The sequence below is a fragment of the Aureimonas sp. Leaf324 genome (genome assembly GCF_001423245.1).
In the GTDB taxonomy this organism is placed as follows: domain Bacteria; phylum Pseudomonadota; class Alphaproteobacteria; order Rhizobiales; family Rhizobiaceae; genus Aureimonas.
This window is the reverse complement of sequence record NZ_LMOH01000023.1, coordinates 73,080-93,298: the sequence shown is the minus strand read 5'-3', so window position 1 is coordinate 93,298 and position 20,219 is coordinate 73,080. Positions and strand designations below refer to the sequence as shown.

The window sequence follows — 20,219 nt, the reverse complement described above, 5'->3', positions numbered from 1 at the left end:
GGGTGTAAGGACTGGCCTTGTCCGACGCAACCGGAGGCGGTCAATCCTCGGCCTCTTCCAGAGGATTGGCGGCGCCGTCCGCGGTGAAATTGCGCTCGATGCGCTTCAGCATCTTGCGCAGGCGCCGTGCGTCCTTCGCCTTCACGCCCTTCAGCGCGCGCTTCTCGACCGCCGCGCGAGCCGCCTTCACCTCGGCGACGAGCCCCAGCCCCTTGTCGGTGAGGTGGACGAAGCTCTGCCGCGCATCGAGCCGCGAGGGTCGGCGCTCGACGATCCCTTGCGCGGACAGGCGCGTCATCGTCTTGGTCACGGTCGGCGGGCGCACCTGAAGCCGGTCGGCCAGGTCGCGCAAGGAAATGCCGTCCTTCTCCTCGGCGATCGCGATCAGCACCGCGTCCTGACCGGGGTAGAGCCCGCGCTCGCTCAAAGAGTGAGACAGCGCGTTGCGCACGGCGCGCGCCGTCAGCGTCAACTGGACGCTCACCACCGCCTGCCTGTTCTTCTTGCGCTCGCCCATGCCTCACCGTCGAAATTGTCGATGCGAAGGATGACCGGGCGACCCCGACTTGTCCACGCCGCGCCCTTTCGTCGTTTCCCTCCGGGCTCTACAAGCCTCTCACCCCCGAGAGAGGCCATAATGACACCGCTGGCGCACCGATTCGAAGAGCTGACGAGCGCTGAGCTTCGCGCGGCGAGGGATCGGCTCGGGCGGGCGGTCGCTGTCCTGCCGGTGGCCGCCGTCGAGCAGCACGGGGCACACCTGCCGCTCGGCACCGATTCGATCATCGCCGACGCGATGGTCGCGAAAGCCATTGGGACGCTGCCGGGCGATCTCGAGGCCGTGTTCCTGCCGGTGCTGCGGGTCGGCGCCTCGGACGAGCACCTTGCCTTTCCCGGCACCCTGTCGCTCGGATGGCGCACGGCGACCGAGACCATCGTCCGCCTCGGCGAGGGTGTGGCGAACGCGGGCTTCCGGCGCCTTGCCATCGTTTCCTCGCACGGCGGCAACACGCAGGCTGTGGAGGCGGCAGCCCTCGACCTCCGGCAGCGACGAGGGCTCCTCGTCGCCAGCGCCTCGTGGAACCGCTTCGGCCTGCCGACGGGGCTTCTCGCCGACGAGGAGATCGCGATCGGCATTCACGGCGGGGCGGTGGAGACCGCACTGATGCTGGCGATTCGCCCCGATCTCGTTCGCACCGCCGACATCGCCGACCAGCCCTCGCTGCAGACCCGCCTCCTGGCAGAGCGCCGGCACCTTCGCGCCCACGGCCGCCTCGGCTTCGCCTGGGCGGCGGAAGACCTCAATCCCGTCGGCACGGTTGGGAACGCGACGCTCGGGACCGCCGCGATGGGCCAGGCGATCCTCGACCACCAGTCCGCGCGCTTCGTCGAGTTCCTGGCCGACATCGCCGCCGTGGATTGGCCGCCAGCCCCCGTGCAAAACGGATAGGACGGGCCTATATCGGGCGCTCCAGACAAGGAGGCATCCCGATGTCCGACACGTCCCGCCCGACCGAGGGCCAGATTCCCGTCACCGTTCTCACCGGCTATCTCGGCTCCGGCAAGACGACGCTCCTGAACCGTATCCTCACCGAGGACCACGGCAAGCGCTACGCCGTGATCGTCAACGAGTTTGGCGAGATCGGCATCGACAACGACCTCATCGTCGAGACCGACGAAGAGATCTACGAGATGAACAACGGCTGCATCTGCTGCACCGTGCGCGGCGATCTCGTGCGCGTCGTCGAGAACCTGACGAAGCGCACCGGCCGCTTCGACGCGATCATCGTCGAGACGACGGGCCTTGCCGACCCGGTGCCCGTCGCGCAGACCTTCTTCATGGATGACGACGTGCGCTCGAAGACGCGCCTCGACGCCGTGGTGGCGCTGGTGGACGCCAAGCATATCGGCCTGCGCCTGAAGGACTCTCGCGAGGCGGAAGACCAGATCGCCTTCGCCGACGTCGTGCTTCTCAACAAGACCGACCTCGTGTCGGCCGAGGAACTCGCCCGCGTCGAGGCGACGGTGCGCGCGATCAATCCGTCGGCCGTGATCCATCGCACCGAGCGCTCCGCGATCCGGCTCGACCGGGTGCTCGGGCAGGGCGCCTTCGACCTCAGCCGCGTGCTCGACCAGGACCCGCACTTCCTCGAGGAAGCCGCGCACGCCCACGACGACCACGTCTGCGGCCCGGATTGCGACCACGATCATCATGGTCACGATCATCACGCCCATGACCATGACCATCACGGGCACGACCACCACGGGCACGATCACGGGCATCATCACCACGGCGAGGTCGCACCGATCCACGACGTGACGGTGACGTCGATTTCGCTCCGCGGCGGCGAGCTCGACCAGAACCGCTTTTTCCCCTGGATCCAGAACCTGACGCAGACCGAAGGGCCGAACATCCTTCGCCTCAAGGGCATCATCGCCTTCAAGGGCGACCCGGACCGTTACGTCATCCAGGGCGTCCACATGATCATCGAGGGCGACCACCAGCGTCCGTGGCGCGAGGGCGAGGCACGCGAGAGCCGCCTTGTCTTCATCGGCCGCGAGCTCGACGCCCGGCGGCTGGAGGAGGAGTTCCGCTCCTGCGCGGCCAAGACCCGCGAGGCCACGCCCGCCTGATGCCGCAGATTGCCCCTTACGCGTTCGACGGCCACGTCGAGGCGGCCGCCTTCCTGAAGGACGAGCCGGTCTTCGCCCTGTCGGACGGCACGATCCGCTTTCCCGCCGGCGGCGAGACCGCAATCGAGGCGCACAAGGGCGGGCTCCTGGCCGCCCGCCTCGACCCGTTCGCGCCGCGGCTCCTGTCGGGCGGCGAGGACGGGCGCGTCGTCGAGACGACGCCCGATCGCCGGTCCGCCGAGATCGCCTCGGCGGGCCGCAAGTGGATCTCATCGGTGGCCGGCGGCCCGGGCGGCGTGGTGGGTTATGCGGTCGGGCGAACGGCCTACGTGAAGGGCACCAAGGGCGACGTGCGCGAGTTCGCGCACGCGCGCACGGTCGAGGACGTGGCCTTCGCGCCCAAGGGTCTGCGGCTCGCGACGGCGCGTTACGACGGCGCGTCGCTGTTCTTCGCCGGCACCGACGCCAAGGCGCAGGAACTCGACTGGAAGGGCGCCCATACCGGCGTCACCTTCTCGCCGGACGGGCGCTTCCTCGTCACCATCATGCAGGAAAACGCCCTGCACGGCTGGCGCCTCGACGACGGCAAGCACATGCGCATGACCGGCTATCCCGGCAAGGTGAAGAGCCTGTCCTGGTCGGCCAAGGGCAAGTTCCTCGCGACCTCGGGCGCACCGGCCGCGATCCTCTGGCCGTTCACCGGCAAGGACGGGCCGATGGGCAAGGCACCGCTCGAGCTCGGCACGCGCGGCGACACCACGGTGGTCGCCGTCGCCTGCCATCCGTCCGACGACGTCGTCGCGATCGGCTACGCCGACGGCATGATCCTCGCGGTGCGATTCTCCGACGCCAAGGAGGCGCTTCTGCGCCGGGGCGGCTCGGGCGCCGCCCGCACGCTCGCCTGGGACGCGAAGGGACGCTTTCTCGCCTTCGGGACCGAGAACGGCGAGGCCGGCGTGATCGACATCGCCGGCTGACGCCGCTCAGGCGTCGCTGAGCGTCGAGGGAAGCACGCTGTCGTCGAGGTCGATCTGGAGATCGGCCTCGATCAGGCAGACGAGGCCCGTCGGATGGTAGGTCATCGTGACCTCGCCGGCGAACTCGGCCGCCAGCGACTGCTCGATCAGGCGGGAGCCGAACCCCTTGCGATCGGGCGCCGTCACAGGCGGCCCGTCGACCTCCCGCCATTCCAGCCTCAGGCTCCGGCAGCCTTCGCCCGGGCCGACGCGCCACGCGATGCGAACCCGCCCCGTGTCGTTGGAGAGCGCGCCGTATTTCGCCGCGTTGGTCGCGAGTTCGTGGAGGGCCAGCGCGAGGGCGAGGCTCTGGCGTGCGGTCAACCGGATGTCCGGTCCGTCCCAGGAAATGCGCTCGTCCTCGCCGCCATGCGTCGCCAGCGCCTGCGAGACGATCGCCTCGATCGGCGCGCTGGTCCAGCTCGTCTGGGTCAGGATGTCGTGCGCGTGGCTGAGTGCGAGCAGGCGGGCGGAAAAGGCCGTCAGCCCTTCCTGCGCGCTCGAAGCACGTCGCAGCGTCTGGTTGGCGAGCGCGTTGACCATGGCGAGCGTGTTCTTCACGCGGTGTTGCAGTTCGCGCGTCAGGAGCGTCTGGCGTTCCTCGGCTTCCTTGGCCTCGGTGACGTCGCGCACCGCGCAGACGATGCGCACGGCCTTGCCGTCCTCGTGAACGCAGCGGCCGCTCGCATGAACGATCCGCGTGGCCCCGTGGTCGTGACCGATCGTGCGCAGGAGACAGTCGAATCTCGGATCGCCGTCCGAGGTCATCGTCTGCCGGACGGTCGCCTCCACCCGGTCCCGGTCGTCCGGATGGATGCGGGGACGGAACGTGCCGGAATAGCTCACCGGCTCGTCGGGCCCGATCCCGAACACGATCCGGCAGCGGGCGTCGCAGACCATCGTTCCGGTCTCGAGATCGTAGTCGAAGGTGCCCATCTCGGCCGCTTCGTGCGCCAGCCGGAGACGTGCCTCGGTTTCGATCAGCGAGCGTTCGGCCTGCCGGCGGCGCGCGAAGGTCCAGGCCCGGTTCAGCACCTCGCGGATGAAGCCGATCTCGTCGCCGGTCCACCGACGCGGTGCAGAGTGGTGGAGATACAGGATGACCTGCAGCCGGTCGCCTTCGCGCACCGTGAGGTTGATCATCGACAGCGAGCCGATCGCCTCCCAGGAGGCGGCTCCATCGGCCGTGATCGGATCGAGGCTGACGTCCTCGACCACCGTCATGCCCTGTCGAAGCGCGTCGACGAGCCGGCTGCCGAAGTCGGCGATCCGCTTGCGGCCGGCCAGCGGAACGACGCCTGGGAGCGTCCATTCGCCGACGATCGTGGCAAAGGTCTCGGTGGGGTCCACCGTGGCGTAGCCGACGCGCGTGATCTCCAGGGTTTCACCCAGAAGCTGGAGCGCCTTCAGCGTGTAGTCGATCGCCTCGCCGAACCCGCCCTCGTCGCCGAGCCGAAGCAGCGCGTCCTGGCGGCGCTCGCGCATCTTGTCGTGGGTGATGTCGACGACGGCGCCGGGGAAGCGGACGGGGCGGCCGGCGTCGCTGAGGAAACAGCGACCGCGCGCGTGGACCCAGCGGACTGCGCCGTCTCGTCGGACCGTCCGGTATTCGGACTCGAACACGCCGCCCGTGGCCACGGTGTCGCGGATCAGCTCTCCGACGCGCGTCCGATCGTCGGCATGGATGCCGTGAAGATAGGCCGAAAGGGGCAGGCCCGATGCCGCCGCTGCCTCGTCCACCCCGTAGAGCGAGGCGAAGCGGGCGTCGGCGTAGATGATGTCCTCGGGGATCATCCAGTCCCAGGTGCCGATCAGGGCGGAGGCGTCGAGCGCGAACTGGAGCCGCTCGCGACTGGCCGCAAGTTCGAGGCGCGAGCGCTCCTCCTCGGTCCGGTCGCGCAGGATCTTCAGGAAACCGGTCGGCACACCGTCGGCACCGCGCATCGGCACCAGTTCGCCGCGCGCGAAGAACTTCGTGCCGTCGGCGCGCTGCAGCCAGCGGTCGTCCTTGGCGCGACCGTCGCGGATGGCCGTCGCCATCTCCCGTGCGAGCGCATCGCTCGCCTGGTCCTGCGGCAGGAAGATATGGTTGGCAGACTGGCCGGCGACCTCTTCCCCCGTCCAGCCGAAGATCATGGTCGCCGCCGCATTCCAGGCGACGATCCGCCCGGCCGTGTCCGTGGCGATCAGGGCGGAGTCGGAAACCCCGCCGAGCAGCGTTTCGTAGACGGCTATGGATAAGGGTGTTTTACGGTCCGCGCTGTCAGCGAGCGCTCCGCAGGACCGGAGGCGCTCGTTCTCGCGCGTCAGTTCCGCAATTCTGTCTTGGGCAGCGGCCAGTCGGCTCGCTGCATCCCCCGTCATTACCAGTTCCAAGCCATGCCATCGTGGAAGGCCGCCGGGCGCGTCGGCTCGGCGGCGGTGTGGTCCCCCGCATCACGTGAAGCATGTTCGCGCGTCGGGGGCAAAGCCAAAGGTTGGTCAGGGAACAAGAACCGGGAGCCTTACGACTCCCGGCTTGTCAGGCAGCCGCCGCGCACGAAACGAGGCGGCCGGTCGGCACGATCGCACCGCGAGCGCCCGACAGCGCCCCGTCGCGCAGCTCCAGCCCGAGCAGGCGGTGGCGCTCGAAGGGGCCGGGCATGGCGAGTTCGGCCGCCCGGTCGGCCGCAAAGCCGAAGCGCTCGTAGAAGGGGGCGTCGCCGACGAGCACGATCGCGCCGTGCCCACGCCAGCGGCTTTCGGCGATCGCACGACGCATCAGCGCGGAGCCGATGCCGAGACCTTCGCAGCGGGCGGACACCGCCAGCGGTCCGAGAAGCAGCGCGGCCACGTCCGCGCCGTTGCGCGACCCGGCCGAGACGTTCCACAGACGCACGGTGCCGAGCAGTTCGCCATCGTCCGATTCAGCGACCAGCGACAGGCCTTCGGCGGGCAGGCGGTCGCGACGGATCGCCTCCGACGACTTGCGGCGGCGGTTCGCGCCCATGGCGGCATCGAGAAGCGCCTCGCGCGCGGTCTCGTCGGCGGCGGTCTCGGCGCGCAGGGAGAAAGCGGGCTGCAGGAAGGGCAGGTCGGCGAAGATTTGAGAGCGCGCGAACATCGGCGTTCATCCTCCGGGGCAGGGGACGAGCGAAAGCGCGACGCCCGTCCGGGCGCCGGCGACGAAGCCTTCCGGCGCTCGCGCGCCGGCAGGGATGTTCAGAAGGAGGCGGGCGGGCGGCCCGTCAGATGACGTAGGAGCGAAGCGGCTCGAACCCGTTGAACGCGACGGCCGAGTAGGTCGTCGTGTACGCGCCGGTGCCCTCGATCAGGACCTCGTCACCCACCGTCAGCGAGATCGGCAGCGGGTAGGGGGTCTTCTCATAGAGCACGTCGGCCGAGTCGCAGGTGGGCCCGGCAATGACGCAGGGCTCCATGCGGTCGTCGTCGCGCGCCGTCACGATCGGGTAGCGGATCGCCTCGTCCATCGTCTCGGCGAGGCCGCCGAACTTGCCGATGTCGAGGTAGACCCAGCGGTTCTTGTCCTCGACAGACTTCTTCGAGACCAGCACGACCTCGGCCTTGATGACGCCCGCGTCGCCGACCATGCCGCGGCCCGGCTCGATGATCGTCTCCGGGATCTGGTTGCCGAAGTGACGTCGGAGCGCGGCGAAGATCGAGCGGCCGTAGGCCTGCGCCGACGGCACGTCCTTGAGGTAGCGCGTCGGGAAGCCGCCGCCCATGTTGACGAGCGTCAGCACGATGCCCCGTTCGGCTAGCTGGCCGAACACCATCGCCGCGTCGGCCAGCGCCTTGTCCCAGGCTTCGGTATCGCACTGCTGCGAGCCGACGTGGAACGAGACGCCGGTCGCGACGAGGCCGAGGTCGCGGGCATGGGTCAGGACGTCGATCGCCATCGCCGGGACGCAGCCGAACTTGCGCGACAGCGGCCACTCGGCACCTTCGCCGTCGGTGAGGACGCGGCAGAAGACGCGCGCGCCGGGCGCCGCGCGGGCGACCTTCTCGACCTCTTCGACGCAATCGACCGCAAAGAGCGAGACGCCGAGCGCATGGGCGGCCGCGACGTCGCGCTCCTTCTTGATGGTGTTGCCGAAGGAGATGCGGTTCGGCGTGGCACCGGCGTCGAGCGCCATCTCGATCTCGGCGACCGAGGCGCAATCGAAGGACGAGCCGAGCGACGCCAGGAGACGCAGGATCTCCGGCGCGGGATTGGCCTTCACGGCATAGAAGATGGAGCTGTCCGGCAGCGCCTTGCGGAACGCGCGGAAATTGTCCTCGACGATGTCGAGGTCGACGACGAGGCAGGGGCCGGCGGGGCGGCGGGTGGCGATGAAGTCGAGAATGCGCTGCGTAGCCATCGGAAGCTCCGGTTAACCATGAGGTTGACGAGGAGCGCACACATTCGTTCCCACATGCAGCCGGTGGAGACCCCGCACGTGAAGCGAACGCGAAACGCGACATATGCAGACCCGACGACGGGGTAAGCCGCCAAAGGATCCGGTAAAGTCTGCCGTGGATTGGAGAGCTACGCTCGCCGCACTTCAGGCAAGGATGGTGTGCCTCTGCAGTATTCCTGGCTATGGAGACCAGGAGAGACCAGAAAGGCCCTCACCGTCGTTGCTTCAAGGCGTCCACGATTTCGCCAGCAGCGAAACCGACCTGGAGACGAACTCCAGTGACCGACCCGGTGATCTTCGCATTCGAAGGTCCGGGGGACGCCCACAGGCACGTGCGACATTGGGCAAGGCGGGATATAGAAACGGCAGTTGTCATACGCAACAGAAAAAACGACCCTGACCGCGCATTTTGGAATCGGACTGGACTCGGCGCCATGATGTCGTCAGACGGCAACACCGGTCAGCTTCGCACACGAGAGATATGCCGATGGACACCCTGACCCGAATGCGCGCCTTCCTGGCCGTCGTCGAGAACGAAGGCTTCTCGGCCGCCGCGCGCAAGACCGGTCGCTCCAAGGCACTCCTGTCGAAATACGTGCGCGAGCTGGAGGACGAGCTCGGCGTTCTCCTGATCAACCGCACGACGCGGCAGGTGGCGCTGACGGCGGCCGGCGAGGTCTACGTGTCGCGCGCCTCGGCGATCCTCGCCGACCTCGAAACCCTGAACGACGAGGCGCGCGAGGCGACCGGCGAGGCCAAGGGCACCCTGCGCGTCACCGCCGCGCGTACCTTCGGCGACGCCGAGCTCGGCCTCAGCCTCGTCGAGTTCTCGGCGGCCCATCCCGACATCTCGCTCGACCTTCATCTCAACGACAGCTTCGTCAATCTTCTGGAGGAGAACTTCGACGTCGCGATCCGTATGACGCGCCTGACCGATTCGGCGATGATCGCGCGCCGGCTCGGCTCGCTCGACTTCACCATCTGCGCGACGCCCGAATTCCTCGCCCAGCACGGCACGCCGACCCATCCGAGCCAGATCTCGCGCATGCCGGCCGTGATCGATTCCAACGCCAAGATCCTCTACAACTGGACCTTCCGCGATCCCGCGACGGGTGACCCGATCCCGATCAGCGTGTCGGGGCGCTTCTCGGCCAATTCTCCCTATACGGTGCGCGCGGCGACGCTCGCCGGGCTCGGCATCGCGATGTTGCCGGAGTTCGTGGCGCGGCCCGAGATCGAGGTCGGCCGCCTCGTCAGCGTTCTCGACGAGTACGTTCCGAAAGACGCCGGCATCTATGCCGTGTTCCCGCATCGCCGCCACCTTCCGGCGAGAACGCGCGTCTTCGTTGACTTCTTGGCAACCTGGTTCCGCAAGAATAATCCGGGCCGGGACATGAGCGCCGCCGCCTGAGGCGCCGGGGCCCGGCATCCCATTGAAATGCCGAGGTTCCGCATGCGCCCGATCACCAAGCTCCTCGCCGCCGTCCTCATCCTCGGTGCCGGCTCGGCCGCCCATGCCGGCGTGAAGGCGCGCGAGACCGTGTTCCTTGGCGACTACGAACCCGGCACGATCGTGGTGATGACCGGCGCGCGCCAGCTCTTCCTGGTGACCGGCGAGGATACGGCACTGCAATACGACATCGCCGTCGGCAAGCCGAGCGAGCAGTGGTTCGGCACGAGCTGGGTCTCGAAGAAGCGCCTCGATCCGACCTGGGTGCCGACGCCCTCGATGCGCGAGAAGAAGCCGACCCTGCCGGCCTCGATGGGGCCGGGGCCGAGCAACCCGCTTGGCAAGCGCGCCATGAACCTCGGCTGGGGCACCTATCGCATCCACGGCACCAACTCGCCGAACTCGATCGGATCAGCCGCCTCGGCCGGCTGCTTCCGCATGCGCAACGACGACGTGATGGACCTCTTCGAGCGTGTGCATGTCGGGGCGCAGGTCGTCGTCCTGCGCTGAAGGGGCATCGGCGCCTTCCCCACTTTCGCCTTGAATTCGTCGTCCCTCCGCCGGGGCATCGAAGCGGGGACGAACATGCGTCGACCAATCATCCTGGCCGGGACGGGCGCCGCCCTCCTGGCCGCGACCTGCGGCGCGGCCTCGGCCCATCCGCATGTCTTCGCCGACTCGCGCATGGAGATCGTCGGAACCAGCGACGGGATGCTCTCCTCGGTGCGCAACATCTGGCGCTTCGACGAGCTGTTCTCCTCCAGCGTCGTCGTCGACTTCGACAAGAACGGCAACGGCACGCTGGACGACGACGAGGTGCAGGCCGTCGCCGAGACCGTGCGCCAGTCGATCGCCGAATGGGACTTCTACACCTTCGTCAGCATCGGCAACCGCGACCTCAAGCTGAAGCCGCCGGAAAGCATCCGCGGGCTGTTCGAGAAGGGGCAGCTGCTTCTATTCTTCGAGATGAAGCCGGAGGAGGCTGTCGACCTGAAGGCGCAGCCGGTCACCTTCTCGGTCTACGACGAATCCTATTTCGTCGCATTCGACTTCGCCAACGAGACCGCCTTCCAGCTTCTCGACCTGCCCAAGACCTGCACCAAGAGCTACACGCGCCCCGATCCGGACGAGGACGCCAGCGACTGGATGAACTCGGTGTCGATGCTGAAACCCGGCCAGTCGATCCCGGAGGACGGCGTCAACTTCTCCCAGCTTCTCGCGACCCGCGTGGACGTCTCATGCAAGGCCGGCTGACGCGCACGTCGCTGGCGCTGGCGGTGGTTTTGGTCGCCGCCGCGACGGCCCACGCCCAGTCCTCGCTCGGCATCGGCAATGCCGAGGTCACCGCCGCACCGAGCGGACCCTTCGCCGGCGTCTTCCTGGAGATCCTCGCCGTCCAGCGGCAGTTCTTCGTCGATCTGCGACAGGCGCTGGTGGCGCTGCGAGACGGGCAGGGGGGCTTCCTCTGGCTGGCGGGCCTGTCCTTCGCCTACGGCGTCTTCCATGCGGCAGGACCGGGGCACGGCAAGGCGGTGCTGTCGTCCTACATGCTCGCCAACGAGGTGGCGCTGCGACGCGGCGTCGTCCTGTCCTTCGCCGCCGCGCTGGTGCAGGCGCTGTCGGCCTGCGTCGTGGTCGCGCTCGGCTGGTTCGTGCTGCGCGGCAGCGGCCTGTCGATGACCGATCTCGCCTTCGGGCTCGAGCTTGGCTCGTATGCGATGATCGCGCTCGTCGGCGCCTGGCTCTTCGCGCGCAAAGGCTGGCCGCTTCTGCGGCGGGCAATGGGCGCAGTGCGGGTCGTCAGCCCGCAGCCGTCCGGCGCACTCGCCTTCGCCGGCCGCGGCACCTTCACCGGCACGGGCGGTTCCTCTCCCGGCCTCGCGCTTCGCGCATCCGGCGGCTACGGCGCCGATATCTGCGACGACCCGGCCGGCGACGCCTGCGACTGCGGACGGCCGCATATCCTCGACCCGAAGCTTCTCGACGGTCCGGCGTTCTCCTGGCGCACGGCGCTCGCCACCGTCGTCGCGATCGGCCTGCGCCCTTGTTCGGGCGCGATCGTCGTCCTGACCTTCGCCCTGATGAACGGGCTCTACGGCGCCGGTGGGCTTTCGGTCCTTGCGATGGCGCTCGGCACGGCGATCACCGTATCGCTGATCGCCGCGCTCGCCGTCTCGGGCAAGGGGCTGGCGCTGCTTGCGGGCCGCACGGGCGGCTGGGGGCGAAGCCTCCGCACGGTGCTGGAACTCGGCGGTGCCGGCCTCCTCGTCGCCGTCGGCCTCGGGCTGCTCGTCGCCTCGCTGCCGGGCTAGCGCGTCCGACGGTACTGACGGGCGGCCTCGCCGAACGCCTGGAAGATCGCGCGCGAGGCGGGATCGCTCGCGGCCCAGTATTCCGGGTGCCACTGCAGCCCGAGCGCGAAGCCGCCCGCACCCGTCACCGACACGGCCTCGACCGTGCCGTCCGGCGCGCGCGCCTCGACCGTCAGCCCGTCGGCGAGACGGTCGATCGCCTGCCGGTGGAGCGAGTTGACCTCGACGGTGTCGGTCCCCACGATCGCGGCAAGACGGCCGCCGGGCTCGACCGCGACCGGATGGCGCAGCGCGAAGCGCGCGTCCTGTTCCGGGTGGGTCGGCGCGCGATGATCCATCCGCCCTTCGGTTTCCTGGATTTCCGTCGCGAGCGATCCGCCCAGCGCGACGTTGAGTTCCTGATGGCCGCGGCAGATCGCCAGGAGCGGGATCTCGCGGGCGATCGCGCGGCGGATCATCGTCTCGGTGAGGCGGTCGCGAGCGGGATCGAAGGGCTCATGTGCAGGCGTCGGCTCGACGCCGTAGCGGCTCGGATGGACGTTCGACGCCGACCCGGTGACGAGAACGCCGTCGACGCGGTCGAGCACGACATCCACCGCCGCCTCGTCGGCGAGCGCCGGCACGATGACGGGAACGCCGCCGGCCGTCGCCATGATGGCGGCGAGATAGGTCGAGGGCGCGGCATGCCACTCGTAGTTCTCGAAGCGCCTGGTATCGGCGGGCACGGCGATCAGGGTGGCGCTGTCTGGCACGGCGGGAGGTCCCTTGCGACTCGCGTTCGTTCGAATCGCGCCTCCATCCGATCGCGCGACCGCAAGGCCCGGTCAAGCACGGAGGCGTTTAACAATGGTTATCGCCTAACGCCCGCCAGTCCGGGTGCGTGGGTCGGGCTCCGTCCGGGGCCGGGCCCGTTGCTTCCAGAAGGAATTTCCATGACGCCCGTCCTGTCGATCGGCTCGCTCAAGACCTCCGGTTCCACCACCGTTGCCCTGACGCTCGCAGGCGTCGCCGCCGCCGCCGACATTCCGGTCGTGCTGGTGGATGCGGGCCGCGACAAGGACCTCGTGGACTGGGCCGCCAAGTTCGGCCGCCCATCGCTCTGCACCGTCGAGGTGGCCGACGACGAGATCACGCTGGAGCGCATCGTGCGCGCCGCCCGCCGCCGCGGCGACCTCGCCCTGATCGACGCGGGCGACAACGCCGAGATGATCCGTGCCGGCGCCCGCCTGTCGGATCGTGCGCTGATCCCCGTCCGCTTCTCGCCGCTTTCGGCCTACGCGGCGCTCGCCACCGACCGTCTGCTCGCCACGGAGGCTGACAAGGGTCGGCGCGGGCGAGACTGGGCCTTCGTGGCCAGCGCCGTCACCACCATTCCGAGCCGCGTCGCGCGCACCATCGAGGGTATGATCGAGCGCTCGCCGACGGCCCGCCTCGAGGTCGGCCTCGTCCAGCGCGCGGCCTACGAGGCGCCGTTCCTGCATGGCGGCACGCTCTTCACGCTCGGCGAGGACGTCGCGCCGGGTATCGAGCGCGCCCGCGCGGAAGCCGCGACCATCGCCTACGAGATCGGCATCCTCGGCCACGACGTCGACGCGACGACCGTGATCCGCGAGCGCGGCTCGTTCGAAGTCGCCGCCGCGGCAGCCTGATCCCACGCGCATTCCTCTTCGAGACGGCCTCGGCGATCGTCGTCCGGGGCCGTTTCGCGTCCGGCCCGGTGACGAGGCGGGCGGCCGGAGCTACATCGTTCGGCATGAGCGAACCAGCGACGAAAGCAGCGAGGCCGACCCGGCCGGTGACCCGGGAATGGCTGTTCCGCGCGGCCAGCCATTATCTGGAGCGCTACGCCTCGACGGAGGCCAACCTTCGGCGCGTCCTCCAGCGCAAGGTGATGCGTCGCGCCCAGGCGTGCGGCGAAGAACCGTCGGCGTTCGAGGCGCTGGTCGACGAGACCGTGACAAAGTTCGTGGAACTGAAGCTCCTCGACGACCGGAGCTATGCGGAGGCGAAGCTCGCCTCCCTGCGCCGACGCGGCACGTCGCTTCGCCAGAGTGCGGCCAAGCTCGCGATCAAGGGCGTCGACCGCGAGACGGTCGCGAGCGTCATGGCGGGCGACGAGACCGACGAGGCGGACGCGGCCCGGCGGCTGGCCCAGCGTCGCCGCCTCGGTCCCCACCGGCTGCGCGAGCGCGCCGAGCGGCGCGACCGGGACGTCGCCGCGCTGATGCGTGCCGGCTTTTCCTATTCCCATGCGGCGGCGGCCATCGACGGCGAAGCCGATAGCCACGACTGAACCAGGAACCCCGGCCTCCGTCGCCCGTTGGTGGACCGAACACCAACAGGGCGGACAGCACTTTTCGGAGCCTCGAGGCTTCGACGAAGGCCTGTCCGCATTCGGAAGAGGTCATTCCTTCATGCCCAGCATTCGCGACGCCAAGATCGCCATTCTCGCCACCGACGGCTTCGAGCAGTCCGAACTCATGCAACCGCTGGAGAAGCTCCGCGCAGCCGGCGCCACTGTCCACGTCGTCTCGCTGAAGGACGGCGAGATCAAGGGCTGGGACGAGACCGACTGGGGCCAGAGCGTGCCGGTCGACAAGGTTCTCAGCCAGGTTTCCGTCAACGACTACGACGCGCTCGTGCTGCCGGGCGGCCAGATCAACCCGGACAAGCTGCGCGCCGAGGAGAGTGTCGTCTCGTTCGTGCGCGACTTCTACAACTCCAAGAAGACGCTCGCCGCCATCTGCCACGCGCCGTGGCTGCTGATCGAGGCCGGCATCGTCAAGGATCGCGACGTCACCTCGTTCAAGTCGATCAAGACCGACGTCGTGAATGCCGGCGGCCGCTGGCACGACGAAGAGGTCGTGACCGATCAGGCGCTCATCACCTCGCGCAACCCGAACGATCTTCCGGCTTTCATCGCCAAGATCATCGAGGAGGTCGAGGAAGGCCGTCACGAGAAGCGCCAGGCCGCCTGAGCGGCCGGTCGACCAAGAAAACGCGAGACGGGGCGCCGATGCGCCCCGTTTTCGTATCCGGCGTTGCGCGGCGGCGATTGTCAGCCCGCCGGCTTCCCGTATAACAGCCAGGAAAACGCCGTGGCGGAGAGGAAAGAGCGTATGGCCGAGGATCATGGCTACGAGTGGAAGGGCACCACGATGGACTACGCCGAGCATGATCGGACCTACATGGGGTTCCTCGGGCTGGTGAAGTACGGCTCGATCGCGATCGTCGCGATCCTGCTCGCCATGCTGGTCGGCCTCATCATGAATGCCGGCGTCATCATGAGCGTGCTCGCGGGCGGGGTCTTCTTCTTCCTTGCCAGCTTCCTCCTGGGCGGCTCGACCGAGGTCAAGCACGACCGGCCCGACCTGAAGACGCATCACTGACCAGCACCCGACTGAAACGAAAAAGGCCCGCACACGGTGCGGGCCTTTTTCGTTGGGGAAACCGTCAGGGCTTGTAGATGACGGCCACCGGCTGCGCCTCGTCGAGCGTCAGCCGTGCGACACCGACGGTCGCGTTGACGCCCTCCTGGATCTGCAGGCTGGTCGGCTGCAGCGTGAAGCCGCGGTCGGGGCCGCCGATCAGCGACTTAGCCCCGACGCCGACCGCGAACGAGGCGTCGATGCTGGTACCATAGTAGCGGCCGGCCAGCGACTCCGGCTGTCCGCGCTCGAAGCTCGCCGCGAGCACCGACCACATCATCAGCGTGCGCCCGGTGATACCGAGGTCGACGCCGTAGGTGTCGAGCGTCCCGACATAGGTCTCGGTGGCGCGCGTGCGGCCGAAGGGGGTGTAGTTGCACAGGACCGTCTCGCTGGACGAGACGATCTGGTTCAAGGTGCCGTTGCTCTTGCACACGAGGGTTCCGACCTTGACGCCCGCCTCTGCGGCGGACGGAAGGGCAGCGGCGGACGCGAGGGCAAGGGCGGCAAGGATGGTCTTCTTCATGGCATGTCACTCGGCTCGAAACTCTGTTCGGGCCGTTAACCTTTTGCCAAGCCGTTGGTTTCGCGGCGCTCCCGCCCGACCGCTTCACGAAACGTGACGCGCTGAAACCTCAGGCGCCGGCCGAGCCCCGCGTGCGCGCCACGCCGTCCTTGGCTGGCTGGTAATTCGGGTCGAGCGACGCGGCATGGGCGAACGAGCGGTAGGCCTTGGCCTTGTCGCCGCGCGCCTCGAGGACGAGGCCCTGCGTCGCCCAGAACTCGGCACGCTTGCCGTCGAGCTGGATCGCGCGGTTGATGTCGTCCGCGGCGTCTTCGACATTGTTGAGCGCGAGATACGACACGGCGCGGCCGGAATAGGGCTCGGGCGCGTTGGCGTCCATCGAGATCGCCGTCGCGAAATCCTCGATCGCCTGCCGGTGCTGTCCGTCGAGCTGATAGAGAAGGCCGCGGTTGTGATAGGCGCGCGGGTCCGTGGTGTTCAGGTCGATGGCGCGCTGGAAGTCGCCGAGCGCCTCGCGGTTGCGGCCGGCCTGCCGGTAGATGTTGCCCCGGCCGATATAGGCGGAATCGTAGTTTGGGTTGATCTTGAGCGCCTGGTTGTAGTCGGCGACGGCTTCCGCGTTCTGGTTCGTCTGCCGCAGCACCAGCGCCCGATTGGCGTAGGCCTGATAGAAATTCGGATCGAGCTGGATCGCGGTGGTGAAGTCCTCGATCGCGCGCTTGTTGTCGCCCGAGCGCCCGTAGGCGATGCCGCGCACGTTGTAAGCTTCCGGATTGCGCGGATTGGCGTTCACGGCGGCCGTCAGCGACGACAGGTTCTCGGCGGAGCCCTGCGCCTGATCGAGGCTGATGGCCTGCAGCGTCGGGCCGCTCTGGCAGCCGGCGAGCGCCAGCAGCACGGCTCCGCCGAGAAGCGGGAGGAGGCGGCTGCGACGCTGGTCGAGGTGGAGCGAGGTCACGCGGCGAAGGTCCTTCACAAATGTCGGTTCGGCAGGGCGGATGCCCACGACGCAGCCGTCAAAAAGAGGGCGGAACGACGACGACGCCAGCCAAACGGGCCGGCGCGGCAGGATAAGTCTTCCGGTGATGCGGCAATGCCACGGCGACGGGCGGTTTGTGAAGCGCTTTCAGGCGCTTCCCGTGCTTTCGGCCAGCTTGGCGCCAGCGTCGGGCGGCTCGCTCGTGAGAAGCTGCGCCAGCGTATGGGCGATGGCGCGCGCGGCAAGGATCGGGTCGAGCTCGTCACGCGCGGCGGCGTTGTCGCCTTGATCGGGGACGGAGCGCGGCAGCGAGGCGTTCCGCTCGAAGAAGGCCGGCACCGAGACTTCGGCGACGGCCGCCCTGCAGCGCAGGAGCTCGCGGCGAAGGCCCTCCGCATTCGCGACCGGCCCGATCGAGGCGGCGGCGAGGCGGTGGGCCCAGTGGGCGATCACCGCAAAGCGCAGGCGCCCGATGCGCACCGAACGCTGGCGCGCGCCCGATGGCCAAGTCCGACCGAGCGGCCGGCTGGCGACGAGGATGGCGGCGTGCCGGCGGTCGAGCGCGCGCGAGACGGCGTAGATCCGCCATTCCGAACCGTGGCCGTCGAGCCGCTCCTCGATCGCCTGCAGCAGCCGGTCGAGATCGGTGAGAAAGGCGGTGACGGCGCGCCCGGCCGCGTCGCTCGTGCGCTGCGGGAAAATCAGGAACGAGACGAGGATGCCCGACGCCGTGCCGATCAGGGTCTCCTCCAGTCTGAGGACCAGGAGTTCCGGCGAGAAATTGCCGAGAAGGCCGTAGACCAGCGACAGTGTCACGGTCAGGAAGAAGGTCATCGTCCCGTAGGAGACCTGCAGGAAGAAGAACGCGAGGAAGGTAAAGAGGACGCATAGGGCCAGGCTTGGGCCGAACTGCCCGTGCATCAGAGTGGCCAGCACCATGCCCGCGGCGATCCCCACCGCGGTTCCGCCCGCGCGGTTCAAGCCCCGCAGCGCCGTGTCGCCGCGCGACTGGACGTTGGTGAAGACGAGAAACGCCGTCAGCACCGCCCAGAACCAGCGATCGACCGAGAGCCACATGCCGCCCGCCATGGCGAGGGCACAGGCGAGCGTCACTTGGATCGCAAGCCGCGTCGGCTCGTCCTGCCAGATCGACGCGGCCGTCGTGGGGGTCGAGGCCGCCGGTGAAGCCGCAGCGGACGTGAGATCCGCTTCGGTGAGGGCAGCCGATGCCTTGCGAAGCCGGCGGCGAAGCCCCGCCAGCCGGCGAAGACTGATTGAGAGATGCTGCCGGGCTTTGTCACTGTTGCCGGCCGGCTCCAGCGCTTGCCCCAGAACGCTCTCCAGCGCGAGATTGAGGTCGAAGAGTTCGATCGCCAGGGGCGCGGCGCCGGGCAGGGACGTGCCGCGCTGCGGCTCGTCCGGCAGAAGGGTCTCCACGACGCCCAAGGCGTCGCGAACGCCGCGATGGGCGGCGCGCACCCGCCGCTCCCGCCGCGCCGTCCAGCCGAGGCGGGCGGCTTCGCCGACGAGGGCCGCGACGCGGCCGACGCGATGGTCGACCCCGGCGAGCGCCCGCCGGAGGTCGGCGAGCGGGCGATCCGGGACTAGGATCTCGCGCACCAGATGCGCCGCCGCGCCGGTGACGAGGATCGCCAGGAGGATGCCCGGCAGGTCGGTCGGCGACGGGCGGAAGTAGGCGCCCCCGAAGCTCGCCATGAAGGCGAACATACCGACGGCGGTCCAGCGCTGGCCCCAGCGGCGCATGAAGACGGCGGTGAAGGCGGCGACCAGGAACAGGCCGTCGACGACGCGCGGGTGCGGCTGAAGCAGCGCGCACAGCGCCAGCATGGCAAAACCCGCGGCGCCGGCGAGAAGGCGCGTGTGCAGGCGACCCGACGCCGACGTCTCGCGGATCGCGACGACGCCCTGGATGGCGAAAAGAAGGCCGGCGGAAAAGGCGGCGGGTGGAAGAGCGACGCCGAGGGCATAAATCAGCATCAAGGCACCCAGAACCAGAAGTCCTGTCAGCGTCACGCGGGAGGCCAGACGGAGCCGGACGAAACCTGGGTCGGACGCCATCAATCGACCGGCGAGATCGCCGAGCGCGAGCCCGGCGGCGCGGGGCGTTGAGGATAATCGATCGCGCGAGACGTGAATCACGCCATCCTCACTGGAAAACCAATCCGCCGCTCCATTTTAGGTTCTGACCACCGGTCTTGAGCCGGAAGGGACATCACACCGCCGCAATCGAAGCGGTCGAGTCATAGGTGGAGTAATCAACATGGTCGATGTCGTCGATCGCAGTGCATATGCAGCGGCGCCCCTGAAGCGCATCTCGTGGGGCGCCATCGTCGCCGGCACGATCCTCGCGCTGGTGTTTCAGGTGATGCTGGCCCTTCTGGGGCTGGGCATCGGCCTGGCGACCATCGATCCGCAGAGCGGTGATACCCCGGCTCTCACGACCTTCGGTTCGGCCAGCGGCATCTGGGCGGTACTGACCGTTCTCATCGCCACCTTCCTCGGCGCGTTCGCCGCGGCCCGCTTCGCCGGCAGCGCCTCCAAGCGCGACGCGGCGCTGCACGGCGTCACCACCTGGGCGACCGCGACCCTCGTCGCCGTCTACCTCCTGACCAGCGGCGCTTCGGCGCTCGTGACCAGTGCCTTCGGCGCGCTCGGCTCGACCGTCTCCTCGCTCGGCTCGGCCGTCTCGTCGGTGATCCCGAACTCGATCGACTCGCTCCCGCCGGAGCTCCAGCAGCAGGCTCGCCAGCTTCTGCAGCGCGGCGAGAACCAGGCCCAGCAGGCCGCCGGCCAGGCGCAGGACCAGGCCCAGCAGGCCGCCGACCAGGCTCGCCAGGCGACCGGCCAGCAGGATCTGACGGCCGCTGCCGCGGAGATCTTCAAGGGTCTCGGCCAGGACGCGACGCCGCAGCAGCGCAGCGCCGCCGTGCAGGTCATTTCGCAGCAGGCCGGCATCAGCCAGGCCGAGGCCGAGCAGCGCCTGAACCAGTTCCAGCAGCAGTACGACCAGGCCGTCGCCCAGGCGCGCCAGGCCGCCGGCGAGGCTGCCAAGGCCGCTTCGGGCGCCGCGTTCGGTGCCTTCGTCGGCCTGCTCCTTGGCCTGATCGCCGGTGCGGTCGGCGGCATCGTGGGCCGCGCCAAGCGCACGGTCGGCTACTACCGCGACTGATCCGGGACGCATTCCCGATAGAAGGAGGGAGGGGCTTGCCCCTCCCTTTTTTCGTTGATCGACCATTGAGGACTTAAATCGTTTCGCACCTGCAAGAAATGCCGCGTCCTGTTGGATCCCGCCGTTAAGCAACTTCGGATCGTTCGCGGCGCGTGATCTCATTTGAACCGATTTTAATGTGCCGACGACTTGCTCGGCCACTTTACGTCGGCGTTCGTGATCCGCAGAAGAGCATCGACACCGGCCTCGTCGGTGGTTCGTGATCCGATAAAGGGCAGGCAAGC

The 20,219-nt window shown here is 68.7% G+C and carries 20 protein-coding genes; 12 read left to right on the top strand and 8 right to left on the bottom strand.

The genetic code is table 11. The features are described 5' to 3' along the window. Window positions 1-40 precede the first annotated feature (40 nt). Entirely contained in the window at window positions 41-517 is a 477-nt protein-coding gene (locus ASF65_RS12675; RefSeq protein WP_055889767.1) for a MarR family transcriptional regulator, read from the bottom strand. A 120-nt stretch (window positions 518-637) separates the two neighbouring features. On the opposite strand from ASF65_RS12675, the gene ASF65_RS12670 reads away from it, so the two are divergent. Genes ASF65_RS12670 through ASF65_RS12660 form a run of 3 tightly spaced genes read left to right on the top strand, consistent with a single transcriptional unit; the run spans window position 638 to window position 3,611 of the window. Continuing rightward, window positions 638-1,450, top strand: coding sequence for a creatininase family protein (locus ASF65_RS12670; protein WP_055889765.1), 813 nt, complete (start codon window positions 638-640; stop codon window positions 1,448-1,450). A gap of 41 nt (window positions 1,451-1,491) precedes the next feature. Next, window positions 1,492-2,634 (top strand): GTP-binding protein, encoded by a 1,143-nt coding sequence (locus ASF65_RS12665; RefSeq protein ID WP_055889763.1) that lies wholly within the window; start codon window positions 1,492-1,494, stop codon window positions 2,632-2,634. Next, a complete protein-coding gene (locus tag ASF65_RS12660) occupies window positions 2,634-3,611 on the top strand; it encodes a WD40 repeat domain-containing protein (RefSeq protein WP_055889761.1) in 978 nt (325 codons plus the stop codon). The genes ASF65_RS12665 and ASF65_RS12660 overlap by 1 nt, the downstream gene beginning before the upstream one ends. Window positions 3,612-3,617: 6 nt before the next feature. Here ASF65_RS12660 and ASF65_RS12655 read toward each other — a convergent pair whose 3' ends face one another. The 3 genes from ASF65_RS12655 to odc2 form a co-directional block, all read right to left on the bottom strand. Further along, on the bottom strand, window positions 3,618-6,014 hold the full coding sequence (locus ASF65_RS12655; protein ID WP_055889758.1) for a PAS domain S-box protein: 2,397 nt from the start codon (window positions 6,012-6,014) through the stop codon (window positions 3,618-3,620). A gap of 157 nt (window positions 6,015-6,171) precedes the next feature. Continuing rightward, entirely contained in the window at window positions 6,172-6,753 is a 582-nt protein-coding gene (locus tag ASF65_RS12650; protein ID WP_055889756.1) for an N-acetyltransferase, read from the bottom strand. 124 nt (window positions 6,754-6,877) lie between these two features. After that, on the bottom strand, window positions 6,878-8,011 hold the full coding sequence (odc2, locus tag ASF65_RS12645; protein WP_055889754.1) for an ornithine/lysine decarboxylase: 1,134 nt from the start codon (window positions 8,009-8,011) through the stop codon (window positions 6,878-6,880). Window positions 8,012-8,537: 526 nt separating this feature from the next. On the opposite strand from odc2, the gene ASF65_RS12640 reads away from it, so the two are divergent. The 4 genes from ASF65_RS12640 (at window position 8,538) to ASF65_RS12625 (ending at window position 11,812) form a co-directional block, all read left to right on the top strand. Then, window positions 8,538-9,461: a LysR family transcriptional regulator gene (locus tag ASF65_RS12640; RefSeq protein WP_055889751.1), complete on the top strand. Its 924-nt coding sequence runs from the start codon at window positions 8,538-8,540 to the stop codon at window positions 9,459-9,461. 42 nt (window positions 9,462-9,503) lie between these two features. Continuing rightward, on the top strand, window positions 9,504-10,010 hold the full coding sequence (locus ASF65_RS12635; RefSeq protein WP_055889750.1) for a L,D-transpeptidase: 507 nt from the start codon (window positions 9,504-9,506) through the stop codon (window positions 10,008-10,010). 75 nt (window positions 10,011-10,085) lie between these two features. Beyond that, window positions 10,086-10,754 (top strand): DUF1007 family protein, encoded by a 669-nt coding sequence (locus ASF65_RS12630; RefSeq protein ID WP_055889746.1) that lies wholly within the window; start codon window positions 10,086-10,088, stop codon window positions 10,752-10,754. Then, the gene (locus tag ASF65_RS12625; protein WP_055889743.1) at window positions 10,739-11,812 is read left to right on the top strand and encodes a nickel/cobalt transporter; all 1,074 of its coding nucleotides are present in this window, start codon (window positions 10,739-10,741) and stop codon (window positions 11,810-11,812) included. Before ASF65_RS12630 ends, ASF65_RS12625 begins: the two co-directional genes overlap by 16 nt. Here ASF65_RS12625 and ASF65_RS12620 read toward each other — a convergent pair. After that, window positions 11,809-12,564: a gamma-glutamyl-gamma-aminobutyrate hydrolase family protein gene (locus tag ASF65_RS12620; protein ID WP_055889740.1), complete on the bottom strand. Its 756-nt coding sequence runs from the start codon at window positions 12,562-12,564 to the stop codon at window positions 11,809-11,811. The two genes, ASF65_RS12625 and ASF65_RS12620, sit on opposite strands and share 4 nt — an antisense overlap. A 180-nt stretch (window positions 12,565-12,744) precedes the next feature. Between ASF65_RS12620 and ASF65_RS12615 the strand changes: the two genes are divergently transcribed. The 4 genes from ASF65_RS12615 (at window position 12,745) to ASF65_RS12600 (ending at window position 15,201) form a co-directional block, all read left to right on the top strand. Continuing rightward, the gene (locus ASF65_RS12615) at window positions 12,745-13,461 is read left to right on the top strand and encodes a hypothetical protein (RefSeq protein ID WP_055889738.1); all 717 of its coding nucleotides are present in this window, start codon (window positions 12,745-12,747) and stop codon (window positions 13,459-13,461) included. Between the two features lie 146 nt (window positions 13,462-13,607). After that, on the top strand, window positions 13,608-14,105 hold the full coding sequence (locus ASF65_RS12610; protein ID WP_244486648.1) for a RecX family transcriptional regulator: 498 nt from the start codon (window positions 13,608-13,610) through the stop codon (window positions 14,103-14,105). Window positions 14,106-14,226: 121 nt separating this feature from the next. After that, on the top strand, window positions 14,227-14,790 hold the full coding sequence (locus ASF65_RS12605) for a type 1 glutamine amidotransferase domain-containing protein (RefSeq protein WP_055889734.1): 564 nt from the start codon (window positions 14,227-14,229) through the stop codon (window positions 14,788-14,790). Window positions 14,791-14,931: 141 nt separating this feature from the next. After that, a complete protein-coding gene (locus tag ASF65_RS12600; protein WP_055889731.1) occupies window positions 14,932-15,201 on the top strand; it encodes an aa3-type cytochrome c oxidase subunit IV in 270 nt (89 codons plus the stop codon). 64 nt (window positions 15,202-15,265) lie between these two features. Here the strand turns inward: ASF65_RS12600 and ASF65_RS12595 are convergent, their stop codons facing one another. The 3 genes from ASF65_RS12595 to ASF65_RS12585 form a co-directional block, all read right to left on the bottom strand. Beyond that, on the bottom strand, window positions 15,266-15,766 hold the full coding sequence (locus ASF65_RS12595; protein ID WP_055889728.1) for a DUF992 domain-containing protein: 501 nt from the start codon (window positions 15,764-15,766) through the stop codon (window positions 15,266-15,268). A 109-nt stretch (window positions 15,767-15,875) separates the two neighbouring features. Continuing rightward, a complete protein-coding gene (locus ASF65_RS12590; protein WP_244486688.1) occupies window positions 15,876-16,664 on the bottom strand; it encodes a tetratricopeptide repeat protein in 789 nt (262 codons plus the stop codon). A 228-nt stretch (window positions 16,665-16,892) separates the two neighbouring features. After that, entirely contained in the window at window positions 16,893-18,779 is a 1,887-nt protein-coding gene (locus tag ASF65_RS12585; protein ID WP_156369300.1) for an FUSC family protein, read from the bottom strand. Window positions 18,780-19,026: 247 nt separating this feature from the next. On the opposite strand from ASF65_RS12585, the gene ASF65_RS12580 reads away from it, so the two are divergent. Further along, on the top strand, window positions 19,027-19,935 hold the full coding sequence (locus ASF65_RS12580) for a hypothetical protein (RefSeq protein ID WP_055889721.1): 909 nt from the start codon (window positions 19,027-19,029) through the stop codon (window positions 19,933-19,935). Window positions 19,936-20,219: the final 284 nt, after the last annotated feature.

Excerpts from the sequence above, each read along its gene's own strand:
- ASF65_RS12675 (WP_055889767.1), bottom strand. The coding sequence starts at position 517 with ATGGGCGAGCGCAAGAAGAACAGGCAGGCGGTGGTGAGCGTCCAGTTG.
- ASF65_RS12670 (WP_055889765.1), top strand. The coding sequence starts at position 638 with ATGACACCGCTGGCGCACCGATTCGAAGAGCTGACGAGCGCTGAGCTT.
- ASF65_RS12665 (WP_055889763.1), top strand. The coding sequence starts at position 1,492 with ATGTCCGACACGTCCCGCCCGACCGAGGGCCAGATTCCCGTCACCGTT.
- ASF65_RS12660 (WP_055889761.1), top strand. The coding sequence starts at position 2,634 with ATGCCGCAGATTGCCCCTTACGCGTTCGACGGCCACGTCGAGGCGGCC.
- ASF65_RS12655 (WP_055889758.1), bottom strand. The coding sequence starts at position 6,014 with ATGACGGGGGATGCAGCGAGCCGACTGGCCGCTGCCCAAGACAGAATT.
- ASF65_RS12650 (WP_055889756.1), bottom strand. The coding sequence starts at position 6,753 with ATGTTCGCGCGCTCTCAAATCTTCGCCGACCTGCCCTTCCTGCAGCCC.
- odc2 (WP_055889754.1), bottom strand. The coding sequence starts at position 8,011 with ATGGCTACGCAGCGCATTCTCGACTTCATCGCCACCCGCCGCCCCGCC.
- ASF65_RS12640 (WP_055889751.1), top strand. The coding sequence starts at position 8,538 with ATGGACACCCTGACCCGAATGCGCGCCTTCCTGGCCGTCGTCGAGAAC.
- ASF65_RS12635 (WP_055889750.1), top strand. The coding sequence starts at position 9,504 with ATGCGCCCGATCACCAAGCTCCTCGCCGCCGTCCTCATCCTCGGTGCC.
- ASF65_RS12630 (WP_055889746.1), top strand. The coding sequence starts at position 10,086 with ATGCGTCGACCAATCATCCTGGCCGGGACGGGCGCCGCCCTCCTGGCC.
- ASF65_RS12625 (WP_055889743.1), top strand. The coding sequence starts at position 10,739 with ATGCAAGGCCGGCTGACGCGCACGTCGCTGGCGCTGGCGGTGGTTTTG.
- ASF65_RS12615 (WP_055889738.1), top strand. The coding sequence starts at position 12,745 with ATGACGCCCGTCCTGTCGATCGGCTCGCTCAAGACCTCCGGTTCCACC.
- ASF65_RS12605 (WP_055889734.1), top strand. The coding sequence starts at position 14,227 with ATGCCCAGCATTCGCGACGCCAAGATCGCCATTCTCGCCACCGACGGC.
- ASF65_RS12600 (WP_055889731.1), top strand. The coding sequence starts at position 14,932 with ATGGCCGAGGATCATGGCTACGAGTGGAAGGGCACCACGATGGACTAC.
- ASF65_RS12595 (WP_055889728.1), bottom strand. The coding sequence starts at position 15,766 with ATGAAGAAGACCATCCTTGCCGCCCTTGCCCTCGCGTCCGCCGCTGCC.
- ASF65_RS12580 (WP_055889721.1), top strand. The coding sequence starts at position 19,027 with ATGGTCGATGTCGTCGATCGCAGTGCATATGCAGCGGCGCCCCTGAAG.